This is a genomic window from Paenibacillus ihumii (genome assembly GCF_001403875.1).
In the GTDB taxonomy this organism is placed as follows: Bacteria; Bacillota; Bacilli; order Paenibacillales; family Paenibacillaceae; genus Fontibacillus; species Fontibacillus ihumii.
The window spans coordinates 3,998,648-4,020,977 of sequence record NZ_LN884299.1; the positions used below are offsets into that span (position 1 = coordinate 3,998,648).

Annotated in this window: 22 protein-coding genes; 6 read left to right on the forward strand and 16 right to left on the reverse strand. The window is 49.3% G+C overall.

The window, feature by feature from the left end; translation table 11 throughout:
* The first annotated feature begins 135 nt into the window (after window positions 1–135).
* Complete coding sequence (locus BN2762_RS25145; RefSeq protein ID WP_187386584.1) at window positions 136–855, forward strand: hypothetical protein; 720 nt, start codon at window positions 136–138, stop codon at window positions 853–855.
* Between the two features lie 107 nt (window positions 856–962).
* Here BN2762_RS25145 and BN2762_RS25150 read toward each other — a convergent pair whose 3' ends face one another.
* From BN2762_RS25150 to BN2762_RS25185, 8 genes are all read right to left on the reverse strand, one after another.
* Window positions 963–1,721, reverse strand: coding sequence for a hypothetical protein (locus BN2762_RS25150; RefSeq protein ID WP_055109644.1), 759 nt, complete (start codon window positions 1,719–1,721; stop codon window positions 963–965).
* On the reverse strand, window positions 1,721–2,416 hold the full coding sequence (locus BN2762_RS25155; protein ID WP_055109645.1) for an ABC transporter ATP-binding protein: 696 nt from the start codon (window positions 2,414–2,416) through the stop codon (window positions 1,721–1,723). The genes BN2762_RS25150 and BN2762_RS25155 overlap by 1 nt, the downstream gene beginning before the upstream one ends.
* A gap of 58 nt (window positions 2,417–2,474) precedes the next feature.
* The gene (locus BN2762_RS25160; RefSeq protein WP_055109647.1) at window positions 2,475–2,867 is read right to left on the reverse strand and encodes a GntR family transcriptional regulator; all 393 of its coding nucleotides are present in this window, start codon (window positions 2,865–2,867) and stop codon (window positions 2,475–2,477) included.
* A 48-nt stretch (window positions 2,868–2,915) separates the two neighbouring features.
* On the reverse strand, window positions 2,916–3,674 hold the full coding sequence (locus tag BN2762_RS25165; protein ID WP_055109649.1) for an ABC transporter permease: 759 nt from the start codon (window positions 3,672–3,674) through the stop codon (window positions 2,916–2,918).
* Window positions 3,667–4,617 carry an ABC transporter ATP-binding protein gene (locus BN2762_RS25170; RefSeq protein WP_055109651.1) on the reverse strand — a complete coding sequence of 317 codons (951 nt, stop codon included), beginning with the start codon at window positions 4,615–4,617 and terminating at the stop codon, window positions 3,667–3,669. Before BN2762_RS25170 ends, BN2762_RS25165 begins: the two co-directional genes overlap by 8 nt.
* 202 nt (window positions 4,618–4,819) lie before the next feature.
* Complete coding sequence (locus tag BN2762_RS25175; RefSeq protein ID WP_055109652.1) at window positions 4,820–5,605, reverse strand: hypothetical protein; 786 nt, start codon at window positions 5,603–5,605, stop codon at window positions 4,820–4,822.
* Window positions 5,602–6,306: an ABC transporter ATP-binding protein gene (locus BN2762_RS25180; protein WP_055109654.1), complete on the reverse strand. Its 705-nt coding sequence runs from the start codon at window positions 6,304–6,306 to the stop codon at window positions 5,602–5,604. The genes BN2762_RS25175 and BN2762_RS25180 overlap by 4 nt, the downstream gene beginning before the upstream one ends.
* Entirely contained in the window at window positions 6,307–6,675 is a 369-nt protein-coding gene (locus BN2762_RS25185) for a GntR family transcriptional regulator (RefSeq protein ID WP_055109656.1), read from the reverse strand.
* Between the two features lie 296 nt (window positions 6,676–6,971).
* On the opposite strand from BN2762_RS25185, the gene BN2762_RS27165 reads away from it, so the two are divergent.
* From BN2762_RS27165 to BN2762_RS25205, 5 genes are all read left to right on the forward strand, one after another.
* A complete protein-coding gene (locus tag BN2762_RS27165) occupies window positions 6,972–7,148 on the forward strand; it encodes an LPXTG cell wall anchor domain-containing protein (protein WP_148500011.1) in 177 nt (58 codons plus the stop codon).
* Between the two features lie 48 nt (window positions 7,149–7,196).
* Complete coding sequence (locus BN2762_RS25190) at window positions 7,197–7,934, forward strand: ABC transporter ATP-binding protein (protein WP_055109657.1); 738 nt, start codon at window positions 7,197–7,199, stop codon at window positions 7,932–7,934.
* 29 nt (window positions 7,935–7,963) lie between these two features.
* Window positions 7,964–8,620 (forward strand): ABC transporter permease, encoded by a 657-nt coding sequence (locus BN2762_RS25195; protein ID WP_222861119.1) that lies wholly within the window; start codon window positions 7,964–7,966, stop codon window positions 8,618–8,620.
* Window positions 8,621–8,750: 130 nt separating this feature from the next.
* A complete protein-coding gene (locus BN2762_RS25200) occupies window positions 8,751–9,500 on the forward strand; it encodes a DUF4097 family beta strand repeat-containing protein (RefSeq protein WP_222861120.1) in 750 nt (249 codons plus the stop codon).
* Between the two features lie 19 nt (window positions 9,501–9,519).
* Window positions 9,520–10,194, forward strand: coding sequence for an ABC transporter permease (locus BN2762_RS25205; protein WP_055109662.1), 675 nt, complete (start codon window positions 9,520–9,522; stop codon window positions 10,192–10,194).
* 166 nt (window positions 10,195–10,360) lie between these two features.
* Here the strand turns inward: BN2762_RS25205 and BN2762_RS25210 are convergent, their stop codons facing one another.
* From BN2762_RS25210 to BN2762_RS25245, 8 genes are all read right to left on the reverse strand, one after another.
* Window positions 10,361–11,194 (reverse strand): response regulator transcription factor, encoded by an 834-nt coding sequence (locus tag BN2762_RS25210; RefSeq protein WP_055109664.1) that lies wholly within the window; start codon window positions 11,192–11,194, stop codon window positions 10,361–10,363.
* Window positions 11,166–12,944, reverse strand: a complete 1,779-nt coding sequence (locus BN2762_RS25215) for a cache domain-containing sensor histidine kinase (protein ID WP_055109666.1) — start codon at window positions 12,942–12,944, stop codon at window positions 11,166–11,168. The genes BN2762_RS25210 and BN2762_RS25215 overlap by 29 nt, the downstream gene beginning before the upstream one ends.
* A 54-nt stretch (window positions 12,945–12,998) precedes the next feature.
* Window positions 12,999–14,048 (reverse strand): NAD(P)-dependent alcohol dehydrogenase, encoded by a 1,050-nt coding sequence (locus BN2762_RS25220; RefSeq protein ID WP_055109669.1) that lies wholly within the window; start codon window positions 14,046–14,048, stop codon window positions 12,999–13,001.
* 657 nt (window positions 14,049–14,705) lie between these two features.
* Window positions 14,706–16,313, reverse strand: coding sequence for a glycoside hydrolase family 43 protein (locus BN2762_RS25225; RefSeq protein ID WP_055109671.1), 1,608 nt, complete (start codon window positions 16,311–16,313; stop codon window positions 14,706–14,708).
* Between the two features lie 610 nt (window positions 16,314–16,923).
* The gene (locus BN2762_RS25230) at window positions 16,924–17,196 is read right to left on the reverse strand and encodes a hypothetical protein (RefSeq protein ID WP_055109673.1); all 273 of its coding nucleotides are present in this window, start codon (window positions 17,194–17,196) and stop codon (window positions 16,924–16,926) included.
* 112 nt (window positions 17,197–17,308) lie between these two features.
* A complete protein-coding gene (locus BN2762_RS25235; RefSeq protein WP_055109675.1) occupies window positions 17,309–18,562 on the reverse strand; it encodes an ABC transporter substrate-binding protein in 1,254 nt (417 codons plus the stop codon).
* 57 nt (window positions 18,563–18,619) lie between these two features.
* Entirely contained in the window at window positions 18,620–19,516 is an 897-nt protein-coding gene (locus BN2762_RS25240; RefSeq protein WP_055109677.1) for a carbohydrate ABC transporter permease, read from the reverse strand.
* A 214-nt stretch (window positions 19,517–19,730) separates the two neighbouring features.
* Complete coding sequence (locus BN2762_RS25245; RefSeq protein ID WP_222861121.1) at window positions 19,731–20,639, reverse strand: carbohydrate ABC transporter permease; 909 nt, start codon at window positions 20,637–20,639, stop codon at window positions 19,731–19,733.
* Window positions 20,640–22,330: the final 1,691 nt, after the last annotated feature.

The window sequence follows — 22,330 nt, forward strand, 5'->3', positions numbered from 1 at the left end:
AAGCAGTATATTCTGCCTGGCCCTTTTCAGCTTCACATGACCATGGGATGACAATGTCTTGGACATTTTGATACATTTGCGATTCCTGCCTCAGGTAAACTGCAAGATGAGATTTTTTAAATGAAGGAGTTGCTAATGGTGTTCATTAAACATTTAAATAAATACTTATTATTTATGGTTATCTCATTTACGCTTGCAGCCTGCGGCCATGCCGGCGAACAGGCGGATACAAGCAACGCTGTCCCTTCATCCGCCTTGCCCGACCAGAGCCTGATCCATCTGGTCAAGGCCCAGGATGTAGTTATTTCTGCAGCCAAGCATACGGATTCCAACCTCTTTAAGGGACTCGTCGTTCAAGCCGGTCAACTCAGCAAGGAATTCGACTGGGCCAATGTGACGAATCCGACCTACTATCCCGCCGTTCATATTGCCGATATTAATGGTGACGGCGTAAATGAAATCGTCATTATCCTGACCACGAAATACGGAACAGGAATCAAAGAGCAAGAAATCCATGTCCTGAACAAGGACGAGCTGTCCGAGCTTGCGCTGGAAAACCCCCTTCAGGTCTTACAAGAACGGGTAGCCTCTGAAATCAGCCATGAACAGGGTCAGGTCAAGGTCAGTGTGGAGGCTGCAGGGAGCAAGGTAGAGAGAACGTATTCGGAGGAGGATGCGGTAGTCTGGAATGAAGAGGTCGCATTCGGCTCGATCATCAGATACAGCGTATCCGACGGCATCATCACCGCTGCGGTTCCAGGGAGCGTCTCCCCGGCGTCCTTCGCCGTGAACGCCCTCTTGGAATACGGCCCTGACCTCAAGGTCAGGTCGATCCGCCTGGAGCCGGCCCTGTAGCCGCCCGGCTGGGGAGTATTCCCCGCCCGAGGAGAACCCTCTGGATTCGCAATAGCGAACAATCGAAGAAACCTCAGGCCAGCAGCTTGGCGCGAGGTTTCTTCGGCTTATATTTCGACTTTCTTGCTCATTAAATAATTGATAGACAGCAGCATCAAAGCTATAACCGCCCCTTCAAACAGCAGCTGCCCTACTGATAGCATCGGTATGTTCGACATGATCTCGGCATTGACCGACTTATTGGAGTATTCCATGATGCCTACGCTGAACCTCATCGTGTCATATCCTCTGAACAGCACAATCTCTACCCAGCTTATTACATATTGAATCACAATGAATGCCAAGATCCCGACCCATGTCCCCGCTTTGCCCCGCAGACTGACACTGGCCCCGATCGTCATAGATACAAGAATGCTCATCATCAGAAAGGTGAGCGACCAGCCTGATGCAAAAATCACTTTGAGCCATCCCATCGCATCCGTAACCGCCAGCTCTTGCGGCCACAAGGAGCCCGAATAGACATACGTACTATAAATCCAATAGTGGATAATGGCTATGGCCGATAATACCGCGACCGTCAGCCACAGCAGCACGATGCTGGACACGGCCGTCCAGAACGGACGAATCGGCAGCAGTCTGCGGTTGTAGGCTTTCATGTTATTCTCGTACGTCTTGGAGGCAATGATCAGCAGAATGATCCCGGTCATCGTATACAGCATGAACGAGAGTACCAATATGATTGATTGTTCCCAGCCTCTGGCATTGCCCACAACCCCGATGACGATTTGCAGGAACAACAGTACAGCAAGAAGGCCCAGCAATAAATTCGCATTTCGCTTCCAATCGTACTTAAGCAGCCTCAACATTATGCATACACCTCTTTAAACATGTCATCCACACTTTTACCATATTTCATCCGAAGCGCCTCTACCTCCTGCTGCATCACGATTTCACCCTCACGGATAAAAATCACTTCATCAAAAATCCGTTCAATGTCCCGAACGAGATGGGTAGAGATAAGAAGGCTGCTATCCTCGTTATAAAATTCCACGATCGCATCCAATATTTTATCGCGCGCCACCGGGTCCACTCCGCCAATCGGCTCATCCAGCAGGTACAGCTTGGCGTTCCTGGACAGGGTCAACGTCAAATGCAGCCGCTCGTTCATCCCTTTGGACAAGGAGGTAACTCGCTCCTTCTCATTTAGATTCATAAAGTCGAGCATCTTCCGCGCCTTCTCTTCATCAAAATCCGCATAGAAATCCCGGTAGAAATGAACTGCATCCCGGACCTTCATCCACGATTCCGTTAACGGCTGATCCGGCATGAACGACACGTCCGCTTTTGTCTTCAAGCCTGGCGTATTGCTCTTCACTGCAGCAGTTCCTCGAGTGGACGGAATCAGTCCAGCCGCGATTTTCATGATCGTGCTCTTGCCGCTGCCGTTCGTTCCCAGGAGGCCGACGATTTTACCGGCCCCGATGGAGAAAGAGACATCACGCAGAGCCTTCTTGGAACCATAGGATTTGGATACACTTTTAAATTCCAGTATATTTTCCACGGTATTCGTTCCCCTTTGCTAACTGATGATGATATACTGATGATCCTGTCCAGCCCTTTCAATCGCTTGACCGGCTTGATCCGGCTGCCCCTTCCTGAACCGCTTCAGCAACGATCGCGGCGATATCCTCGCTCGTGAAACCGAGCTCCTGCATGCCATGAATGAACCGTTCCAGCAAATCTCCCGCCATTTCCTTCTTGATCATCATAATTTTCGATTCCTCACTTGTCACGTATCTTCCTAACCCTCTTCTGGTCTCTACAATCGCTTCCCGCTCCAGCTCCTGGAACGTCCGCTGCACCGTGTTTGGATTAATTTGCAGCTCAGCAGCAAGCTCCCGGACGGAGGGGATCTTCTCCCCCGCCTTCAGCTTGCCGGTTACAATCTCTCTCTTGATATAATTCATGATCTGCAAATAAATCGGCAAATTATTATCAAATTCAATACTCACAATGCGTCGTACCCCTTTCCGCTCTATGCCCTCATGAGGTCATGCCCCTTAGGCGACATCCCGTTTCTTAAACGTAACAAAGCTGGCCCCGAGAAACAAGAACATATAAACAGCCAATACGATGAGCGAGAAAGTCATGGTCATCCCCTGAAATGGCGGGCTGCCATTCGCATATACCGACAAGTCGGCATTCGTAAACAGCAAATACTTGACGAAGGAATATTTGGACAGCAGGGCAACAATCAGCCCTTCCAGCATCAGCAGGGTCATGCCGATGCCGATCGTCGCTCCGCTGGAGCGGGTAAGCGTCCCGATCATGAACGTGACGGTCACATAGATCGTCAGATATACCCCATGGTACAGCGCAGCGGCGAGCAATTGGCTTAACTCGGCAATGCCCGAGAAGCCGAACATCACTGCTCCCGTAGCCAGTCCTGCGAATAAAGCATATAGCGTAAGCAGGAACGAATATATCAGGACAATCGCATACTTGGAAGCCAGAATCTTGCTGCGGCTGACCGAGCGTATCAACAGCAGCTTGATCGTTCCGCCGCTGAACTCCTTGGATACGATGCCCGCCGTACAGATGATGCTAAGGATGACCAGAAACTGTCCGAGCCCGTTTTTTGCCACGATCACCTCAGCAAATTGGGGAGCCGTCAGAACATTTTGCAGCCCTCCCATGAACTGAGTCAGATAGGCAATAAGCAGGATGAACCCTGTAATGATCGCATAAGGCACAAAAAAGCTGCGCTTCTTGAACATTTTCAACCATTCATTCAAAATCAGATTACCAAAACTACGCAATGTTATTCCCTCCCGTCCATTTGAGGAACTCATCCTCCAGCGACTCCCGGCTTTCCTCCATCCGATACAAGCCGATCCGCTCTTCACCGAGCGCCTGTACGATACGCGGAATATGACGGTCGCGCACGACAATCGTAATTTCCCTCTGCTCGGGAGCAATGCCGGCAATCGTAACCTCCTCCATTCGCTGCAGAGTTTCTTTGGCCCGTCTGGCATCATCGACCCGCAGCTTTAGCTTCACGTACTCCATTTCATTTTGCGGCGTATCCAAATTTCTCACTGTCACGAGCTCGCCTTGCTGGATCACGACGACCCGGCTGCACATCAGCTCCATTTCCGACAGCAAATGGCTGGATACGAGAACGGCGATCCCTTCCTCGCGGGCAATCTGCTTCAGATAATCCCGCATCTCCCGGATGCCTGCCGGATCGAGTCCGTTCGTCGGTTCGTCGAGGATCAGGATCGCTGGCCTATGCAGCAGCGCCTGCGCAATCCCCAGCCGCTGGCGCATGCCGAGCGAGTACGCCTTGACCTTCTTGTGCAGCGCCTGCTCAAGCCCCACCAGCTTCACAACCTCAAGAATCCTCTCCTCCGTAACCCCCTCTGCCATGCGTTGAAACTGCTTCAAATTATCATAACCGGTCATATAGCCATAGAACTCCGGGTTCTCAATAATGCCGCCGATATGGGCCACTGCTTCTGTGAAATTTCGGCGCACGCTCTTGCCTTTGACGAGAATATCGCCTTCGCTCATGGAGATCAGGCCGACAATCATCCGGATCGTTGTCGTCTTGCCTGCTCCGTTGGGACCCAGCAATCCGACAATCTCCCCTTTTCGAATATCAAACGACAATCGGTGAACGAGGAATTTGCTTCCAATTTTCTTGCTGACTTCATTCACCGAAAGTACGGTAGGATATGTCTCTAGTTCGTGTACGTTCATCCTCCCACTCCCCTGTACCAGTGTTATAATTGAATAGTACACTAGTGTTCGGTTACTGTAAAGCCCTTTTCTAATTTTTCACAAAAAAACGCCGGAGAGCTTACTCTCCAGCGCTGGGCTGTGAACAGGATCTGACACATTTATTCTATTCATGGGCTAACTCCTAATTTGAGGCGAGCTGGCTTAACTAGTTTACTATACTTCAAATTTGAACCGCCCGATCCACCAACTTACCGCTAATCCAAATGAGCAGTATCGAATAAACAAGCTGCGGGAGCATTGTTCCCAGTGAGAAAACCGTTAGCTCTGACAATACATTTATCGTATGAGCCATCTCCTGCTGATTTAACAACATCGGCTGAATCCATTCTGTCATAGCAGATGTAAGCATTCCCCAGGATACTAACTTAGTGTAGCCTGTCGTATCATGAAATAATAATTGAAGGAGACTTGGGATCAGTAAAAAGCCTGCGACTAAGAGCAGCCTGAATCGGGTGACACTTTTCCCGATAATAATCGCACATATCACTTGACTGCCCGAGAGAATGGACATAATCATCGTCCCGAGAAGGATAACCCAAAATTCAGAGATAAACCAATGGACGGCTTGAGTGACCATATCATTGTCCGCTCCCAGAACATAACTATACAGCAGCGCCAATGAACCGTTGCAGACTAATAAAGATAGGATCATCATAGCTATTCCAGCGACAAACTTAGATGTAATAAGTACTAAACCTGAATGTGGCAGGTTAAGCCAATGGGTTAAGGTTTTATGTTTCCATTCGACAATCATTGAATAAATCATCCAAGCCGGCAAGTAGATCACATGAAATATAATCATTACAAGCAGGCTATAGAGCAAGACTTGAGTCTCATTGAGAAAGAACAGAGAGGATGCACCGAGTATGATGACGAGCAAGTTGAAATAAAGCCACATCCTCGCTGCTCTGAACTCTTTAGTAAACAACGCGATCCAAGATGTCATACACAGTACTCCCTCATCACATTTAAAATACTTTGCTCCCGTTCTTCTCGAATCTCCTCTGCTGAAGCGTAGAGCATAATCCGGCCTTCCTTCATGAATATCGCATAGTCAAGATACGGCTCTAACTCGGATACCTCATGCGAAGATATAACTATGGTCTGCTGGTACACCCCGCCAAAATGAACGAACATTTTCAATATTTCCTCCCGTATAAACGGGTCAAGTCCAGATAAAGGTTCATCCAAAAGCAGCAGAGGCACTCGGCGTGCAAGTGCGATGGCCGTATTTAACCGCATTTTGTTTCCCTTAGACAGCTGGCCAACCTTCTGATTCATATCAAACTTCAGGAAATGGATAATCTCTTCAGCTGCCTCCCTTACAAAGTCCTGATAGACCTTTTCGGCGTAATCTATTGTTTCCCGGATCGTATAGAAGGCATATAAGGACTGATTATCTGCAACATAAGCAATTTTCTTGCCCGACTGTCGAGTTACTTTAGATCCATTTAATGTTACGCTGCCTTCTGTGGGACGTAGTAAACCGGCAATTAAGTTAAGAAGCGTTGTCTTGCCGCTGCCATTTAGTCCTAACAACCCGACAATACCTTGATCCGGTAACCGAAGAGAGACATTCTCAACTGCGGTGACATTCCCAAATCGCTTAGTCACATGATTTAGCTCAACCACAACGGAATGCTGCAATTATAACCCCCCCTCCTTCTTTATCACTTCAGCAAGCTGCTGCTGAATTTCTTCATCATTGAACCCCATCTGCTTCATCGAGGTATAAAAAGCTTTGATCTGGACTTCAGCCATCTGAGACTTTAATTTCTTTATAAATTCAATATCAGTTGTAACATAGGATCTTTGACCCCGCTGCTTCTCAACCACACCATCCCGTTCCATATCAGTGTATGTACGCTGAATTGTATTAAGGTTTACTCCTAACTCTACCGCCGTTTCTCTTACAGAAGGCAGCCTGTCACCAGGACGGAGTGTCCCGTTACAGATCCGTTGATAAAAATCATTCTTAATTTGTAAATATATCGGCTGTTCATTAGAGAATTTCATTATTTGCCCTCGCTCTATTAAACTCCAGTTAAATGTATTTTATTCTAAGTTGTGGTAGTGGGCAAACCTAATAGTCATAATCCCCCCTCTGTGATTTGAAAAGCATTCATTAACGCCCGCCTTGCTTACAAAAACTGAATCACCAATATTTTTTTCTATTGACCCTTCATTTTTGTATAGTGTACTATGATAGTAATACAAACGGTTTGATTTTACAAATCGCTTAAAAAAGCTCAGCTGAACCTTTTAAATCATAATAGAGGAATATTATGGGCTGATAATGGAGGAGAGTATTTATGTCAACACACAGAATTATGAAATGGATATTGTTGTTGTGTGTGATTACCCTGATCATGAACGGATTTCTTTATTTGGGTCTAAGAAAGCCAGAATTATTGTATAGCCTCGTAAGCGCAGCCGGTCTGGGACTGATCTCAGGGGCTGCAGTATTGTTGACTAAGAAGAAGGAGTAGAGCCTTTCCCTTATAGGCCATTATTTTAGATAACAGGAAGGAGAAATCATGCAACAGGCACCCATACTGCAAATCCGCAATGTCAGCAAAACAATCCAGAACCGGAAGGTTATTGATGAGTTGAGTCTGGAGGTATTCCCAGGTGAAGTATTTGGTCTGCTAGGTCCAAACGGGGCTGGCAAAACATCTGCAATTCGGTTAATTGTCGGCTTATCGACGCTGCAGCAAGGAGACATTGAAATTCACGGTCATAGCATCAAAACGGATTTCATCAAAGCTATTTCACATGTTGGGGCTATTATAGAGCAACCTGACCTGTATTCGTATCTTACCGGTTATAAAAATTTGCTACATTTTGCGCGTATGCATAATAATATCTCGCGTGACCGCATCATGGAGATCGCTGAAATCGTTGGATTAAGCAACAGAATCCACGATGTCGTAAACAGTTATTCCCTCGGAATGCGCCAACGGCTGGGGATGGCTCAAGCTTTGCTTCACTCTCCCTCATTGCTCATTCTCGATGAGCCAACAAATGGTTTAGATCCTGCTGGAATTAGAGATACACGTGATTATATAAGAAAGCTGGCTCATGAAGACAATACTGCGATTCTTATTTCATCTCATCTGCTCTCTGAAATTGAACTCCTGTGTGATCGGGTAGGGATTGTACAGAACGGGAAGCTTTTACATACGCTGAAAATGTCGGAAATATCCTCCTCTTCCCAGTCAAAGACTCCTCTGGAGGATGCCTTCCTGCAAATCACTAGAGGGAATGTCATATGAGATTGATGAACCTGATCAAAAACGAACATATGAAACTTTATTACCAGCGAAGCGGTCTGATCTCATTGATCATCGCTTATGCATTCACCATATTGGCGGCCATTGGGCAGCATCTGGGCAGCTCGTCGCCGGCTTTGCCTTATTGGGACAGTACCTCGCATGTGCTGCAGATCTTCATTCAGATCTTCATGATGATCTCGATGATCATCGCCATTCATATCATTAGCCGGGAGTATTCTACGGGTACGATTAGACTTCTGCTGATCAGGCCGCTCCCCCGATCATGGATTTTGTTATCCAAGTATATTGCGATTCTGTTATATGTCCTCCTTGGAATCCTGGGCAGTATTCCTTTGGCTATGACCATTGCAGGATTTACATCGGGATTTGAGCAGTGGACTTACGTGGAAGGTCTTTATGCAGCCATGAAGCTGTTTGTCACGAAGCTGTTTGTTTTCCCATTTTATATTGCATTGGCCTTTACTGTAACTGTACTTACCCGCCATCTGGGCCTCTCTCTTATGATTACGATTCTTTTTTTTGCTTTTACCGTAAGCTTCGTTCCCGTGATCCCCGGGATGAGCCTCCTTATCTCTTATTTGTTCTGGACCCTCGTCCATGCAACATTCCTCATTATTGGCTGGAGAGCGTTCGAGCAGCAAGAGATATTAAGAAGAGAAGAGTAGCACTGAAAGGAAATATATGATGAAAAAATACATAGCATGGATTAGTCTATTGCTCCTGCTCGTATTAATAATTACCACAATAGTGGGAGTCAATAGTCTCTATACGGCTCAATTTGACAAAACTAAAAGCATGGAAGCTGATCAAATTAACGATATTACCGTCATCAGCGATATAACTGACGTTCATTTATCGTTAAGCTCTGATCATCAAGTTCATGCGAAGATTACCGGCACAGCCTCCAGGCTGAGTGATTATGATGTATTCCTGCTTGCTGATAAAGATCACTTACACGTACGGGCCATTGAGAATAATGCTGCGATGTCCTTGCTTAGCCTGAACAAATCTGTCAGGCTTCAAATTGATCTGCCTGCAGACAAGCTTCGAAACGTAAATATACAAACTAAATTTGGCAGCGTATATGCGGACCAACCGCTGAAGGCGAATACATTGCAATTCAAAAGCGATCTTGGCGGCATTTACCTGGATTCCTATATAGGCCAACAGTTAACGGCTGATTCTACTCTCGGAAATATTCAAATTATGAGGCTGGAAGGAAATGCTTCACTAAATACAAGCGCTGGGCATGTAACTATTAAGGAATGGCAGCCGCTGACAGGTCATAACCGGATCCTTACAAATAAAGGGGATATCAAGGTTGGATTAACCGCTTCTGCGAAGGCTCTTTTCTTCCACTTATACTCAAACGGTGTAGTCCGTACCGATCTTGATGCAGCCTTCACGCCCTCCGCTGCTTCGCTTAGCCAGTTCGGTATGAATCAAATCGCAGGAAGCCTTGGTGAAGCAACAGATCATAATGCTCAACTGGAGATTAGCAGTGATACCGGAAAGATAATCTTAAATCAAAATGAAATCCCGTGAATACTTGCAGGAGGTTCTTATGAAATTGATCCGGTTAGTCCGCAATGAAAACATGAAGCTTTACCACATGCGATCCACTTGGATCATGCTTTGCACATCTTTTGTTTCTATTTTAACCGTTTTGCTGTTAACGACATTTCAGAGTCAGCCTTTTAGCGATTATTGGACTGTAACCTTCAATTTATTTCAGACGGAAAACCAAATCCTATACGTGATTTTAATTCTATTTGTGTCGCAGATCATTAACTACGAATTCTCTCACGGTACAGCCAAGCTATTATTTATTCGGCCAATCCCCCGTTTGCAAATCATGCTGGCAAAATGGGTGTCTGCTGTACAATTTGCATTTCTTATCCTGATCTTCAATTTGGTCTCCTGTATGCTGCTGGCGCTTCCTATGTCAGCACTCGCTCCTCTGGCTGAGGACAATTTACAGCAGCTCTATTTCTTATTCGCTATTAAACTGGCGGCCTTTATCTGCTATGCTACCCTGTTCTTTGCACTAGCCATTCTGATTCGAAATGCTGCACTATTTATTATCATGAGCCTCGTTCTTATGGGATCTCTGCAAAGCCTGCCGAGTATGATTATTTTCCCGCAGACCGGATTTTTATTCTCAGCCGGCTGCTGGGCCATATTTTGTGGAAGCATTTTGATTGTTGCTTTAACCCGTTTTAAAAAGTCGGATATCTAACACTTGGGGCGGAGGGCATCACCTGCAGGGTGAAAGCTCATATAGATTGGGGGCCAAGCGGACATCGCCCGCATGCTGCAAGGCTTATATTGATTTGGGGCCGAGCGGATATCGCCTGCATGCTGCAAGGCTTATATTGAACTTAAGGCTGCCTAGATTAGGCAGCCTAGCTTCTGTTTTTCACTTGATCGCGATATTGTTTGGGGGTTATGCTCTCAAACTTCTTGAACATCCGGATGAAATAGCTCGTCGTTTGCAGGCCGATTTGCTCCGAAATGGCGTCCAGGCTCAGGCTGGAGCTTTCCAGCAGCTCCTTCGCCTTCTTCATGCGAAGCTGGGTAACGTAATCGATGAAGGTAAGCCCCGCCTCCTCCTTGAACAGCACGCTGAAATAGCTCGGATTCAGATGAACCTGCTGGGCCACTTCCTTGATCGTCAGCACGTCGGAAATATGCTCTTCGATGTATTGAACCGCTTTGACCACATACTCGTTGCTCGTGTGCAGACTAAGCGGGTCTTTATCCTGGCTCGTCTGTCCCTGCGCTCCCCTTACCGCATCAGCTTCGCTAAGCTTAAGCTGGCTGAAATGCCGCTGCAGGCGCGCTCTTCGCTCTTTCGCCTGGCGGGCCATGCTCAGCGCCTTCTCGGTCGTGTTAATAAGCTCGGACTGCTGCACCGGCTTCAGAAGATAATCGATCGCACCCAGCCGCAGTCCCTGCTGGGCGTATTCGAACTCCGCGAACCCGGTGAGCAGTACGGCCGCCACCTCATTCTTCTCCTCACGTAGCGTCTCCAGCAGCTGAATGCCAGACATCAAGGGCATGCGGATATCGGTGATGAGCAGATCATATTCCCGCTCGCGCAGCATATTCAGCGCCTGCTGTCCATTCTCCGCGACGGCGATTTCAGCTTTGTCTCCTCCCCATTGCTGCAGCGTATAGGACACGCCCATTCTTGTGTTGTATTCGTCATCAACGACCAAGATCACCGGCAGGCTCATCTCTATCCACCTCCTCCTTCTGCGCGGCCGGAATTCTAACCTCAACGATGGTGCCTTTATTCGGCAGACTATCGATGCGAATGCCATATTCAGGCCCGTAGTGGAACTGAATCAGCTTGCTGACATTGAACATGCCAATGCCTTTGCCGCTCGAGATGAACGCTACATTCATCCCGTTCTGCAGCCGTTCCCGAATCTCAACCAGCTTGTCCGCACTCATGCCGACGCCATTATCCGCGATGATGAACGAGACGGCTCCCTCCCGCTCCCGGACCGTCAGCTCAATGCTTCCGCCGCTTTCCAGCGGCTCAATGCCGTGGATGATCGCATTCTCAATGAGCGGCTGAATCGTCAGCTTCGGAATTCTCAGATTATGCAAGGACGGATCATCGTGAATTTCCACCTGCAGCCGCTCGTGCCAGCGCATTTTCATAATATAGACGTAACGCTTGACCTGCTCCAGCTCCTCTGCCACGGTAACGAAGCCATCCTCGCCGCTTGATTGAATGCTGTAGCGGAACAGATCCGCAAGCCGGATGACCATTTGGGCCAGCTCGTTATCCCCTTTGCGGATATGGGCCCAGTAGAGCGAGTCTAGCGTATTGAACAAAAAATGAGGATGGATTTGCGAGTGCAGCGCCTTAATTTCGCTTTTGCTTTTGATCAGCTCTTTTTCATAAACCGATTTGATCAAATGATTGATTTCCCGGACCATCTGGTTATATTTCACGTTCAGCAAATTAACCTCGCGATTGAAATACAGATCCGGGTTCTCCTGCGGATTGCCGCCTCGCCCCTTCTGCATGACCCTCGACAGCCTCTTAATCGGTGAAGTGATCAACAGTGACAAGTAGTAGGACAGGACCGCGAAGACGATGATGCTGAGAATGCTGGCCCAGATGAGCACATCCTGCAGGAAATGGATATCCTCCGTCAATGCCGTCTTAAGAACCATAATCTCCAGCTGCCAATCGGTCGTTTTGATCTTCCGCTGCACGGTCACATAATCTTCCCGGTTGATCCCGCTCCCTGCGGCGGATTCGGACGCAGCTGGCGCGCTCCCGGCTCCCACCAGCGAAATCTCACTGCCGTCCGCATCGAGCAGCCGCATGATGCTGCCCTTGGCCTTAGCGACGTCCCGGCTGATAAATTCAATCAGGGAGGGCCTGATGCGAATTACCAAATAGCCTCCATTCCGGAACTCCAGCTTCTCCACCTTGATCCGCCGGATCGCCAGCAAATCCTCCGGGTTATGCGGATCGCGGCCAATCCAGACCACCGCGCCGACCCGATCAGCCTCATTCGCCTCCCGGACGTATCGTTCACCGACCCGGTCCACAATATTCTGCTCGACAATCGGGTAAAGGCTGTTCTCCTCAGAGAACAGCTCAATTTCGCGAATCGTTTCCGAATATGCCGTTTTATCGATCAGAATTTTTCGCAGCTGCATTTTCTCATCATAGGTCGTTGCTTCACCCCGGAGCTCATCAGCAAGCTGATCCTGAATCCGCTCATCCATCGCAAGCTGCAGGGTAAGCACATTGATCTCGCTCAGCAGCGATTCCAGCCGCCCGCTGGCCTGCTCGGCAATCTCGTCGATATAGCGGGAGGCGCTCTCCTTCTGCACCTTCGACAGCAAATAATAGAGGCTGCTGACCGTTAGCGACAACACGATAATCATCATAACGATGAACCCGACAAAAATCTGGCCTCTCGTCCTGTCCAAGCCTAGCTTGCTCAGCAGCCTCATCTGATTGCCTCCTGACTGTTCTATGGGGTACAGCGAATCGGACAGCGGGCCCGATTACAGCTCGGGATAGATCATGACCTTGATGCTCGTTTCCTTCTCAGTGCGGGCGACCTCAATCGCTTCCTTAATATCCTTAAGCGCATATTTATGCGTAATGACCTGCTCAATGTCGATGCCGGACTTGCTCAAGGCCTGGATCGCCGACGGATAAGTGTTGGCGTAGCGGAACAATCCGTAGACATCGATCTCGCCATCGATGATCGTATTGATATCGACCGGAATCTCCGACGCTGCCGGCATTCCGACCAGCACGACGCGCCCGCCCCGGTTGACGGCGCCGAAGGCGTCCGCAATGGCGCGGCCGTTGCCGGAGGACTCCACGACAACGGTAATGCCCTTCCCGCCGGTCAACTCGGCAAGCCGCTCCTTCAAATTCTCCTTCGAAGGATCAATGACGGCGGTAACGCCCATTTTCTGCGCAAGCTCCTGACGGAATGGCACTACGTCGGTTGCGTAAATCTCCGTCACGCCGTAAATTTTAGCGGCTTGAATCGCCAGAAGCCCAATCGGGCCAAGCCCCGTGACGAGCACCCGATCCGCCGGGCCGACCTTGCCGCGAATCATGGCATGCATGCCGACGGACAGCGGCTCCAGCAGGGCTCCCTCCTCGAAGCTCATCTCATCCGGGAGGCGGAACAGGAAATCGCTGCGTACGGCCACGTATTCCGCCCAGGCTCCATCCACCGGCGGCGTAGCCATAAAGACGACGTCAGGGCATAGATTGTAGCGCCCCGATTTGCAATATTCGCAGCGTCCGCAGGCCACCCCCGGCTCTACAGCGACCCGGTCGCCTACCGAGACGTTGGCCACCTTCGCTCCGACCTGCACCACTTCTCCAGCCAGCTCATGGCCTAGAATGATCGGCTTCTCCACGACATAACGTCCGATCCGCCCATGCTCATAATAGTGGACATCAGAGCCGCAGACCCCAATGCAGTACACCTTAACCAGCGCCTCATCCTCTTTGATGCTCGGAACGGGTACCTGCTTGATTTCGATATCCATTGGTTTGTTCAGTACGGCTGCATCCATCATGTTTGACATTGTCAGCTCTCCCTTGGTTGAATTCTGTCTATCCAGTTCCAGGCTTTAGCCTTAGCTTGAATTCTAAACTAATTCTAGATTCCGGCTTCATCTTCGGAATCTCATAAATTGAACTCTTGAAATGGGCGCAGGGCAAGTTCGTAACACACTCCTGGAATCACTGTTGCTCTCAGTTTTTTTGGGGTTCCTAAGATAAGAGGCAGAAGTCCGGTCACAAAGGCGACCACAGGCCTATGCTTCCGAGTTTGCAGTTACTATGCAACCGATACGCTATGCTTCTGAAGCAGCTACTATGCAGCTGATGCGCTTTGCTTCCGAGGCAGCTACTATGCAACCGAGGTAGCCATGCTTCCGATGCAGCCTTCCTTCCGAGAGTTTTCAGCTTCTCTTGGAATCATTTTTTTCCCTTGTCTGCACCATTCTTTAGTTCATCAATAAAACAACTTATAGAGTAACTTATACAGCACTTATATAGCACTCATTTAGCACTCATTTAGCACTCATTTAGCACTTATTTAGCACTTATATAGCAGCTTAAACAGCACTTTTACACCACTTATATAGCACTTATACAGCAACTTATACAACTACTTATACAGCAACAATTAACATGATCCGTTTTTCGTTTAACACGGCTAACCCGCTGCTGCTTGCGGTCTATTCATCCAGCTCGCGATACGTAAAATAATCAAAATCCGCATGCATTCCACGCCCGCTGAGATCCTGAGCGCACATGCCCAGGAAGGCGCCGGTGAAGCCCTGGTCTAGGGCAATACCATCCTTGACCAGCTCCGCATTCTCATCCGAGAGCTTGGTCGCGTCCATGTCTCCGCCGATCGCCAGCCATTCCTTCCCGTCGCGAGAGTAGTAGAATCTTAGGGACTCCCGGCGGATAACTGCCTTCATGTAGCAGCGATCCCAGCCCTCGATCGAGACCGGTTTATCCAGAGGCTCGTCATACAACCCGCGATCGCTCGACATAATTCCTAAGCATTTGCCCAAGACTTCATCCCGGCTAATCCACAGGTAATAATAATTTTTCGTATTATAATAATAAATCAAGCCGGCCATCTGCTGATAGGTCTCGGGCGCAAATTCCACGACCGTCTCCGCTTCCACGAGAAAAGCTTGCTGCCTCCGCGCCACCAAACTTTGCCGGTGATGCGAATACAGCGATTCCCGGCCCCGCAGCCGCAGATAACCCGGTCGTTCCTTGAGCGATGCCCAAGACTCGGCCAGCGGCTCGCGCAGCGTACTGAAGTGCCGGCTGATCTCTGCGCCATCGAAATGCTCCGTTTCCGGCTCCGGCGCAAAAGGATGCTCCGGCAAGCTCGGGCCCTTCACCCGCACCTGAGGCTCATGATCGCCCGTCGCCAGGCGCAGCCAGCCGTCCTCCGTCCATTCCACCTTCTGAATGGCCGTCTCCCGGCCGAGCGTACAGCACATCGATGGACGCAGCGGCCGCCCGCACAGATGCACAACGTACAGCTCGCCATGCTGCGTCTCTACCAGGCTGCCGTGTCCCGCGCGCTGCAGCGCCGCCTCCGGGCGATCCGCCGAGGTCAGCAGCGGACCGGCAGGATCGGCCTCGTAAGGGCCGAGCAGCGAAGCCGAGCGCGCCATCGTGATGGCGTGACCGTACCGGGTTCCGCCTTCCGCCGTCATCAGATGATAATAGCCGTTGGCTTTATAAATATGAGGGCCTTCCGTGAGCCCCAGCGGCGTTCCCCTGAAGATGTTGTAGATCGGCCCGGTCAGACGCTGTTCCTCTTCCGAATACTGCTGCATAACGATGCCGCCGAAGTGGTTTTTCCCTTTGCGGTGGTCCCATACCATGTTCAGCACCCACTTCGTGCCGTCCTCCTCATGATACATCGATGGATCGAAGCCGCTGCTGTTCAGGTAGATCGGCTCCGACCACGGGCCGCGGATATCCTGGGCGGTAACCAAATAATTATGCGTATCCTTGAACGGCCCCATATGGCTTTTGACATCGGTATATATTAAATAATAAGTACCTTCATGGTAACTCAGACAAGGGGCCCATACGCCGCCAGAGTCGGGATTCCCCATCATATCAAGCTGGCTCGTCCGGCTCAGCGGATGGCCGATGAGCTGCCAGTTCCTCAAATCCCGGGAATGATGAATCTGAACCCCCGGGAACCATTCAAACGTTGAAGTCGCGATATAGTAATCCTCGCCTACCCGAATGATCGATGGATCCGGGTTGAAGCCCCTCAAAATCGGATTGATAATTTCAGACACCGCATATTCCTCGCTTCCATTCTAGTTGTCTGCATAACTGCCGTTTCACTTAATATGTTCAGTCTTACACTGAGCAATCGTGCATTAAACTGCCATACACTAAGCTGTATCGCACACTGAGCAATCGCATCCTAAATTGCCATGCACTAAACCGTGTCGCACACTGAGCAATCGCATCCTAAATTGCCATGCACTAAACCGTGTCGCACACTGAGCAATCGCATCCTAAATTGCCATGCACTAAACCGTGTCGCACACTGACCAGTCGTGCACTAAACTGTGTCGTACACTAAATGGATTTCATGTGACTAATTACACTCCAAACCAATGTTTCGAAAAATTAGATGGATTTCATGCATCTAAAATCAAGTATCTAGCCCATGATGGCCATCTTCCTTCTTCTAATGACATGAAATACATTTAAATCTACTTTCCATTCCTTAACACAGAAATTAGCTGCTAAAAATCCATTTATACAAGTGTGAACCATGGAAATGAAAGTTGAACGAAAGGGGATGCAGGGCAAGTTCCGCAAAATGTTCCTGCGATCGCTGTTGCTCCCAATTTTCTTAGATGATTCAGGTTCATATATGTCCATAAGAGGTAGAAATCAGGTCACTAAGGCGACCACAAGCTTAGGCTTTCGAGCAACTTTTAAGTAGATCACAAACTTAAGCTCTCGAAGCAGCTTTAAGCCGATCACAAACTCAAGCTCTCGAAGCAGCTTTAAGTAGATCACAAGCTTAGGCTCTCGAAGCTGCTTTAAGTAGATCACAAGCTTAGGCTCTCGAAGCTGCTTTAAGCCGATCACAAGCTTAGGCTCTCGAAGCTGCTTTAAGCCGATCACAAGCTTAGGCTCTCGAAGCAGCTTTAAGCCGATCACGAGCTTATCCGCCCCAAGCAGCTTTCTTTCAGCAAGCTTGCAAATTCTCCGGAATCATTGATCTCCCTTGCCCGCATCCCATTTCGTAGTTCAACTTATAGTTTCGCCGCCCTTACTTAATCTTCGCCAATTCTTCCTTCACATCATTGCTGCTCTGGCCGACGATAGCGCCCATCAGATCCAGGAATTGGTCGGCCCGTCTCGCATCAAGCGTCTGGTCGTAATAGCCGAAGAAGCCTTCCAGATTGTCGCTGATCGACTTATCGTATTCATAAGCAAGCGGATGCATCTTGGAATCGTCCAGCCCCGGATTCTTCATTGGGCTGATATTGGCGCCTTCGTAAATTTCCTTTCTCTGTTCCGGACTGGACAGGAAACGAATCGCGGTATATGCTGCATCCTGATCCGCCTTGGCCGAGATCGCCATGCCTACGCCGAAGCCGCCTTGATACACATTGATGCTGCCTTGGCCGCCATCAACCGCAGGGAACGGCACGAAGCCCACCTTCTCCGCAAACTCATCGTTCAGAAAAGCCTCCATCGCCCATTCTCCCTGCAAATACATCGCCGCACGCTCGTTAACGAACAGCGATTCCGCAGCGGCATAATCAAGTCCCAGGAATCCGTTTACAAATCCCTTTCTATCAATGGCTAGTTCTCTTAACATCTCCCCGGCCTGCACGAAGCTGTCCTGCGTGAAATCGGCTTCCCCGTTTTTGGCCTTCTCGAACGGCTCCGTTCCACCGACCCGCTGAGCCAGGTAAGAGAACCAGTGCAGCATCGGCCAGCGTTCCTTGCCGGCGATCGTAATCGGCGTAATCTCCTTTGCATTCAGTTGATCCACCACACTTAAAAGTTCATCATAGGTTGCAGGCGGAGTCAAGCCGTTCTCGGCGAAGATCTCTTTATTATACCAGAGCGACACCCCGCTGAATAAGACGGGAATGGCGTAGGTCTTATCTTCATAGGTGAACGTATCCAGTCCACCTGGGAGCACGTTATCCTTGAACTCAGCATCCTGGGCCAGCTTGTCCGTAATATCGCCAAGCATATTCGTGGACACCAGCGTATCGAACGTTTCCCCGCTCCAGTACGTAATAATGTCCGGCAGCTGATTGCCCGCAATCGCTACCTTCATCTTCGTTTTCAAAGCCTCATCCTCAAAAAACTCCGCCGTCAAATGAATATCCGGATGCGTATCATTGAATTCCTTGATCGACTTCTCGATCGTCTCCCGGCTGCGTGTCTCCATGCTCCACATCGTCAATTCCTTGACATCGGCCTGCTTCTTGCTCTCTCCTGGAGCAGAGCATGCTGTTACAGTTAGCAAAACAGCAAGCATAACGATTACGAATGCCTTTTTCATTGGTGTTTCCCCCTCGTTTTCTCATGTTTTATTATAAACCCCGTCCTGTCCCTGCACCTAGCCCTTTACCGAGCCGGCTACAACCCCTTTATGAACGTATTTTTGCAGGAACATATACAGAATCAGGATTGGGGCTGTAGTTATGACCAATGCTGCACTGATCAGTGAATAGTCTGCGCTAAAGTTGCCTTTGAACATCATTAATCCGATCGGCAGCGTTTTCAAAGATTCCTTGGAAATCATCACTAACGGGAAGACGAAATCATTCATGATATTGAAAAAAGAAACAATCGTCACCGTAGCCAGCACCGGCTTGGCCAGCGGAAAGTATACGCGGAAGAAGCTCTGGTAAATGCCGCAGCCGTCCACTGTGGCCGCCTCTTCGATCTCCCTTGGTACCTCCCGGAAAAATCCATAGGACAGAAACACAGCCACCGGCAGATTGAAAGCGATGTAAGGAAAAAATAATGCCCAAAACGTATCATAAGTGCCGATCCGGTTCGAGATCATGAACAGCGGGATCAGCGTGCTGTGAACGGGAATAAGCATGCCTAGAAAGAACATTCCCAACAATAGCCCGGAGCCTTTGAACGGACGGGCCGCAAAATAAAACCCGATCAAGGTCGCCACAATCAGCAGACCGATCACAGAGAACAGCGTAATGTACATGCTGTTGAACAGATAGCCGCCAATTCCCTCGCTCCAGGCTTTTGCAAAATTGTCGAACCGCCACTCTGCCGGCAACCCCCACGGATTCGCGAAATACTCCTTGTTGCTCTTAAAGGATGAGATGACCATCCAAACAAAAGGATATCCTGTAAATACCAAATGAGTCAGCAGAATGGCGTACAGCAGGGCTCTCACGGCGGTTTTTCGGCTAAAAAAGCGCCTCTCGCTGTTCACTCCCGTAGTCTTTGGCTGTGGATGATGTGCTGCCGCTTGGGCTCTGAGCAAGATGACCCACTCCTTTCTTAAGGTGATGAAATTCATTCATAAGCTTGCTCAGCCTACGTTTATTGCTTCTTGGCCTATGTTTAAGCTCTCTCAGCCTACCTCTTGGCTTCCTCTCCTCGGCTTACGTTTGAGGTTCCTCAGCCTACGTTTAAGCCCCCTTAACCGACGTTTGAGCTTCCCCGGCCTACGTCTAAGCCTCCTCAGTCTATTTTTCTTATTGGAATTTAGCGTTTCCCTTGTTTAGCAATTTAAAAATGATCAATGCCAAGACCAACCCAAACAGCAGCAGGAAGGTTGATATAGCGCTCCCATAGCCGTAATCCATCAGCTTGAAGGCGTTCTTCATCATATAGCTGGCAATGACCTCGCTGGAGTTGTTGGGTCCGCCGCCTGTCATAATGTAAATGAGGTCAAAGTACTTCAGCGAGTTGATAACGCAGTTCAGCACCGTGAAGGTGATCGTCCCCCAAATGAGCGGAATTTGAATGTTGAACACGATTCTCCATTCACTAGCCCCTTCAACCCGGGCGGCCTCGAGCACTTCGTCGGAAATATTCTGCAGCGCCGCGAAATATACGACGACGTAGAAGCCAATAAACTGCCAGGCGACGACTGCAATGACCGAAGCCAGCGCCGTCCCCGTTTCCCCGAGCCAGGCATGCGTCCAGCTCTGCAATCCGAGCTTAATCAGCAGATTGTTCAGCAGGCCGAAATTCGGATCATAAATTTGTGCCCAGAGGATGCCCAGCACTGCGGTTGACAGCATCACCGGCGTAAAGTAGATCGTTTTCATAAAATTGGAGCCTCTGAGCTTGTAGCCGAGCAGAATCGCCAGAAACAGCCCGACCGGCAGCTGGATTAGCAGCGCTCCCAAAGTAAGAAACAGCGAATTTTTCAACGAGATCCACAGGACCGGATCCTGAAACAGCCGCGTGTAATTGTCCATTCCGGTAAAAATCCTGGCAGAAATCGCATCCCACTGAAACAAACTGTAATACATGCTCATTCCGATAGGTATAATAATGACTGCAGCAAAAATCAACAGCGCAGGCCCCATAAAAAACGCCCCGCTCGTCAGCCGCTTCAAGCCCGTCTCTCTCATTGCAGCTCTCCCCTTTCTCATCTCATTTCCCCTGGTTTCTTTCATGGACAGTCCCCTAGATTCTCCCGCGAAGGGCTCGTGGCTTCTAACCAAACAACTCATCGCGAACGGCTTCTCGCGCGAAGGGCTCATCTCTCGATCAGCTCTTGGCTTCTCGCCCGAAAGGCTCATCTCTCTAGCACCTCTTGGCTTCTAACGAAACAACTCATCACGAACAGCTCACGATTTCTCGCGTGAACCACACCGTGCACCGCTACCGCCATGCGGCGTTCACTGCCTTGTCTTCCGTACCCGCGAGCCTTCCAACGGTGGGCGGTTGCAGTGCTTTCCCTTTCCGCACACACCCCAAAGGGGGTAGTGTGAGGCTTTGCTTTCCGCACATCCACACTCCAACGGGGGGGTGTTTGCATGCTTTTCCTTTCCGCACCTCACACAGCCTCAACGGAGGGGGGATGCATGCTTTCCTTTCCGCACCTCACACACTTCCAACAGGAGGCGGTACGATGCTTTGCTTCCACACTTCACACAGACCCAACGGAGGGGGGATACATGCTTTCCTTTCCGCACCTCACACAGCCTCAACGGAGGGGGGATGCATGCTTTCCTTTCCGCACCTCACACACTTCCAACAGGAGGCGGTACGATGCTTTGCTTCCATACTTCACACAGACCCAACGGGAGCTGTTTGGCGTCACATCACAACGGTAGGCCACCGCTCGCTCGCAGCCTGTATACGCTTACAGGAACAATTGTAGCAATTGTTCCTTCGCTTGTTATGGCACGATGATTAGTTAAAATAGGACATCGATTGGATTCTTCTCTAGCTCAGCTTGTAATTGCTACGCTGTCCGTATCGGTGGAGTTCAGCAGTATGGGCAACAAATACAAGGATAAATAAAGCGTGCGAGTAATAAGAGCAAGTATAGGGGCAAGTCGCGAATGTAGGGACTAAATATAGAGACGAGTCGCGAATGTAGGGCGAATATCGAATATAGGTGAAGTGCAGGGTATAGGTAAGGGAGCAGGGTGGGGCAAGTGGAGAGCGAGAAACTTACGGACACCAGAGGCGCTATCTGTGACAAAACTGCTAAATTACCATACCTATCGGACACAGAATACGCTATTTCGCTGAAAACCACCGCCAAAAGCTCCTTTTAAGCCGAATAAGGTCTCTCGGGTCCGTTAGCCTTGTGTTTGTGCTCAATTTTGTGAATATAGCGGATCCTCGGTCCGTTAGCCTTGAGCTAACCTCAATTTTGCGATTATAGCGATCCTCGGTCCGTTAGTAGCCTGCTGGCAACCAAAAAAGCAGCCCAGCTAGCTCAAATTAGATTCTGAGTCCATGGGCGAGAAACTTACGGACACCAGAGGCGCTATCTGTGACAAAACTGCTAAATTACCATACCTATCGGACACAGAATACGCTATTTCGCTGAAAATCACCGCCAAAAGCTCCTTTTTAGCCGAATAAGGTCTCTCGGGTCCGTTAGCCTTGTGTTTGTGCTCAATTTTGTGAATATAGCGGATCCTCGGTCCGTTAGCCTTGTGCTAACCTCAATTTTGCGATTATAGCGATCCTCGGTCCGTTAGTAACCTGCTGACAACCAAAAAAGCAGCCCAGCTAGCTTAGTGAACTGTGGCCCATTCCATAAATCGGGTCACAGTTCCGTTGGCCGCTATAGGCTGCTTTTAATTTTCACTTTTTTCATACT

What these genes read in the sequence shown, in the direction of transcription:
- BN2762_RS25145 (WP_187386584.1), top strand. Translation starts at nt 136, where the DNA reads ATGGTGTTCATTAAACATTTAAATAAATACTTATTATTTATGGTTATC.
- BN2762_RS25150 (WP_055109644.1), bottom strand. Translation starts at nt 1,721, where the DNA reads ATGTTGAGGCTGCTTAAGTACGATTGGAAGCGAAATGCGAATTTATTG.
- BN2762_RS25170 (WP_055109651.1), bottom strand. Translation starts at nt 4,617, where the DNA reads ATGAACGTACACGAACTAGAGACATATCCTACCGTACTTTCGGTGAAT.
- BN2762_RS25175 (WP_055109652.1), bottom strand. Translation starts at nt 5,605, where the DNA reads ATGACATCTTGGATCGCGTTGTTTACTAAAGAGTTCAGAGCAGCGAGG.
- BN2762_RS25185 (WP_055109656.1), bottom strand. Translation starts at nt 6,675, where the DNA reads ATGAAATTCTCTAATGAACAGCCGATATATTTACAAATTAAGAATGAT.
- BN2762_RS27165 (WP_148500011.1), top strand. Translation starts at nt 6,972, where the DNA reads ATGTCAACACACAGAATTATGAAATGGATATTGTTGTTGTGTGTGATT.
- BN2762_RS25190 (WP_055109657.1), top strand. Translation starts at nt 7,197, where the DNA reads ATGCAACAGGCACCCATACTGCAAATCCGCAATGTCAGCAAAACAATC.
- BN2762_RS25195 (WP_222861119.1), top strand. Translation starts at nt 7,964, where the DNA reads ATGAAACTTTATTACCAGCGAAGCGGTCTGATCTCATTGATCATCGCT.
- BN2762_RS25200 (WP_222861120.1), top strand. Translation starts at nt 8,751, where the DNA reads ATGGAAGCTGATCAAATTAACGATATTACCGTCATCAGCGATATAACT.
- BN2762_RS25205 (WP_055109662.1), top strand. Translation starts at nt 9,520, where the DNA reads ATGAAATTGATCCGGTTAGTCCGCAATGAAAACATGAAGCTTTACCAC.
- BN2762_RS25210 (WP_055109664.1), bottom strand. Translation starts at nt 11,194, where the DNA reads ATGAGCCTGCCGGTGATCTTGGTCGTTGATGACGAATACAACACAAGA.
- BN2762_RS25215 (WP_055109666.1), bottom strand. Translation starts at nt 12,944, where the DNA reads ATGAGGCTGCTGAGCAAGCTAGGCTTGGACAGGACGAGAGGCCAGATT.
- BN2762_RS25220 (WP_055109669.1), bottom strand. Translation starts at nt 14,048, where the DNA reads ATGTCAAACATGATGGATGCAGCCGTACTGAACAAACCAATGGATATC.
- BN2762_RS25235 (WP_055109675.1), bottom strand. Translation starts at nt 18,562, where the DNA reads ATGAAAAAGGCATTCGTAATCGTTATGCTTGCTGTTTTGCTAACTGTA.
- BN2762_RS25245 (WP_222861121.1), bottom strand. Translation starts at nt 20,639, where the DNA reads ATGAGAAAGGGGAGAGCTGCAATGAGAGAGACGGGCTTGAAGCGGCTG.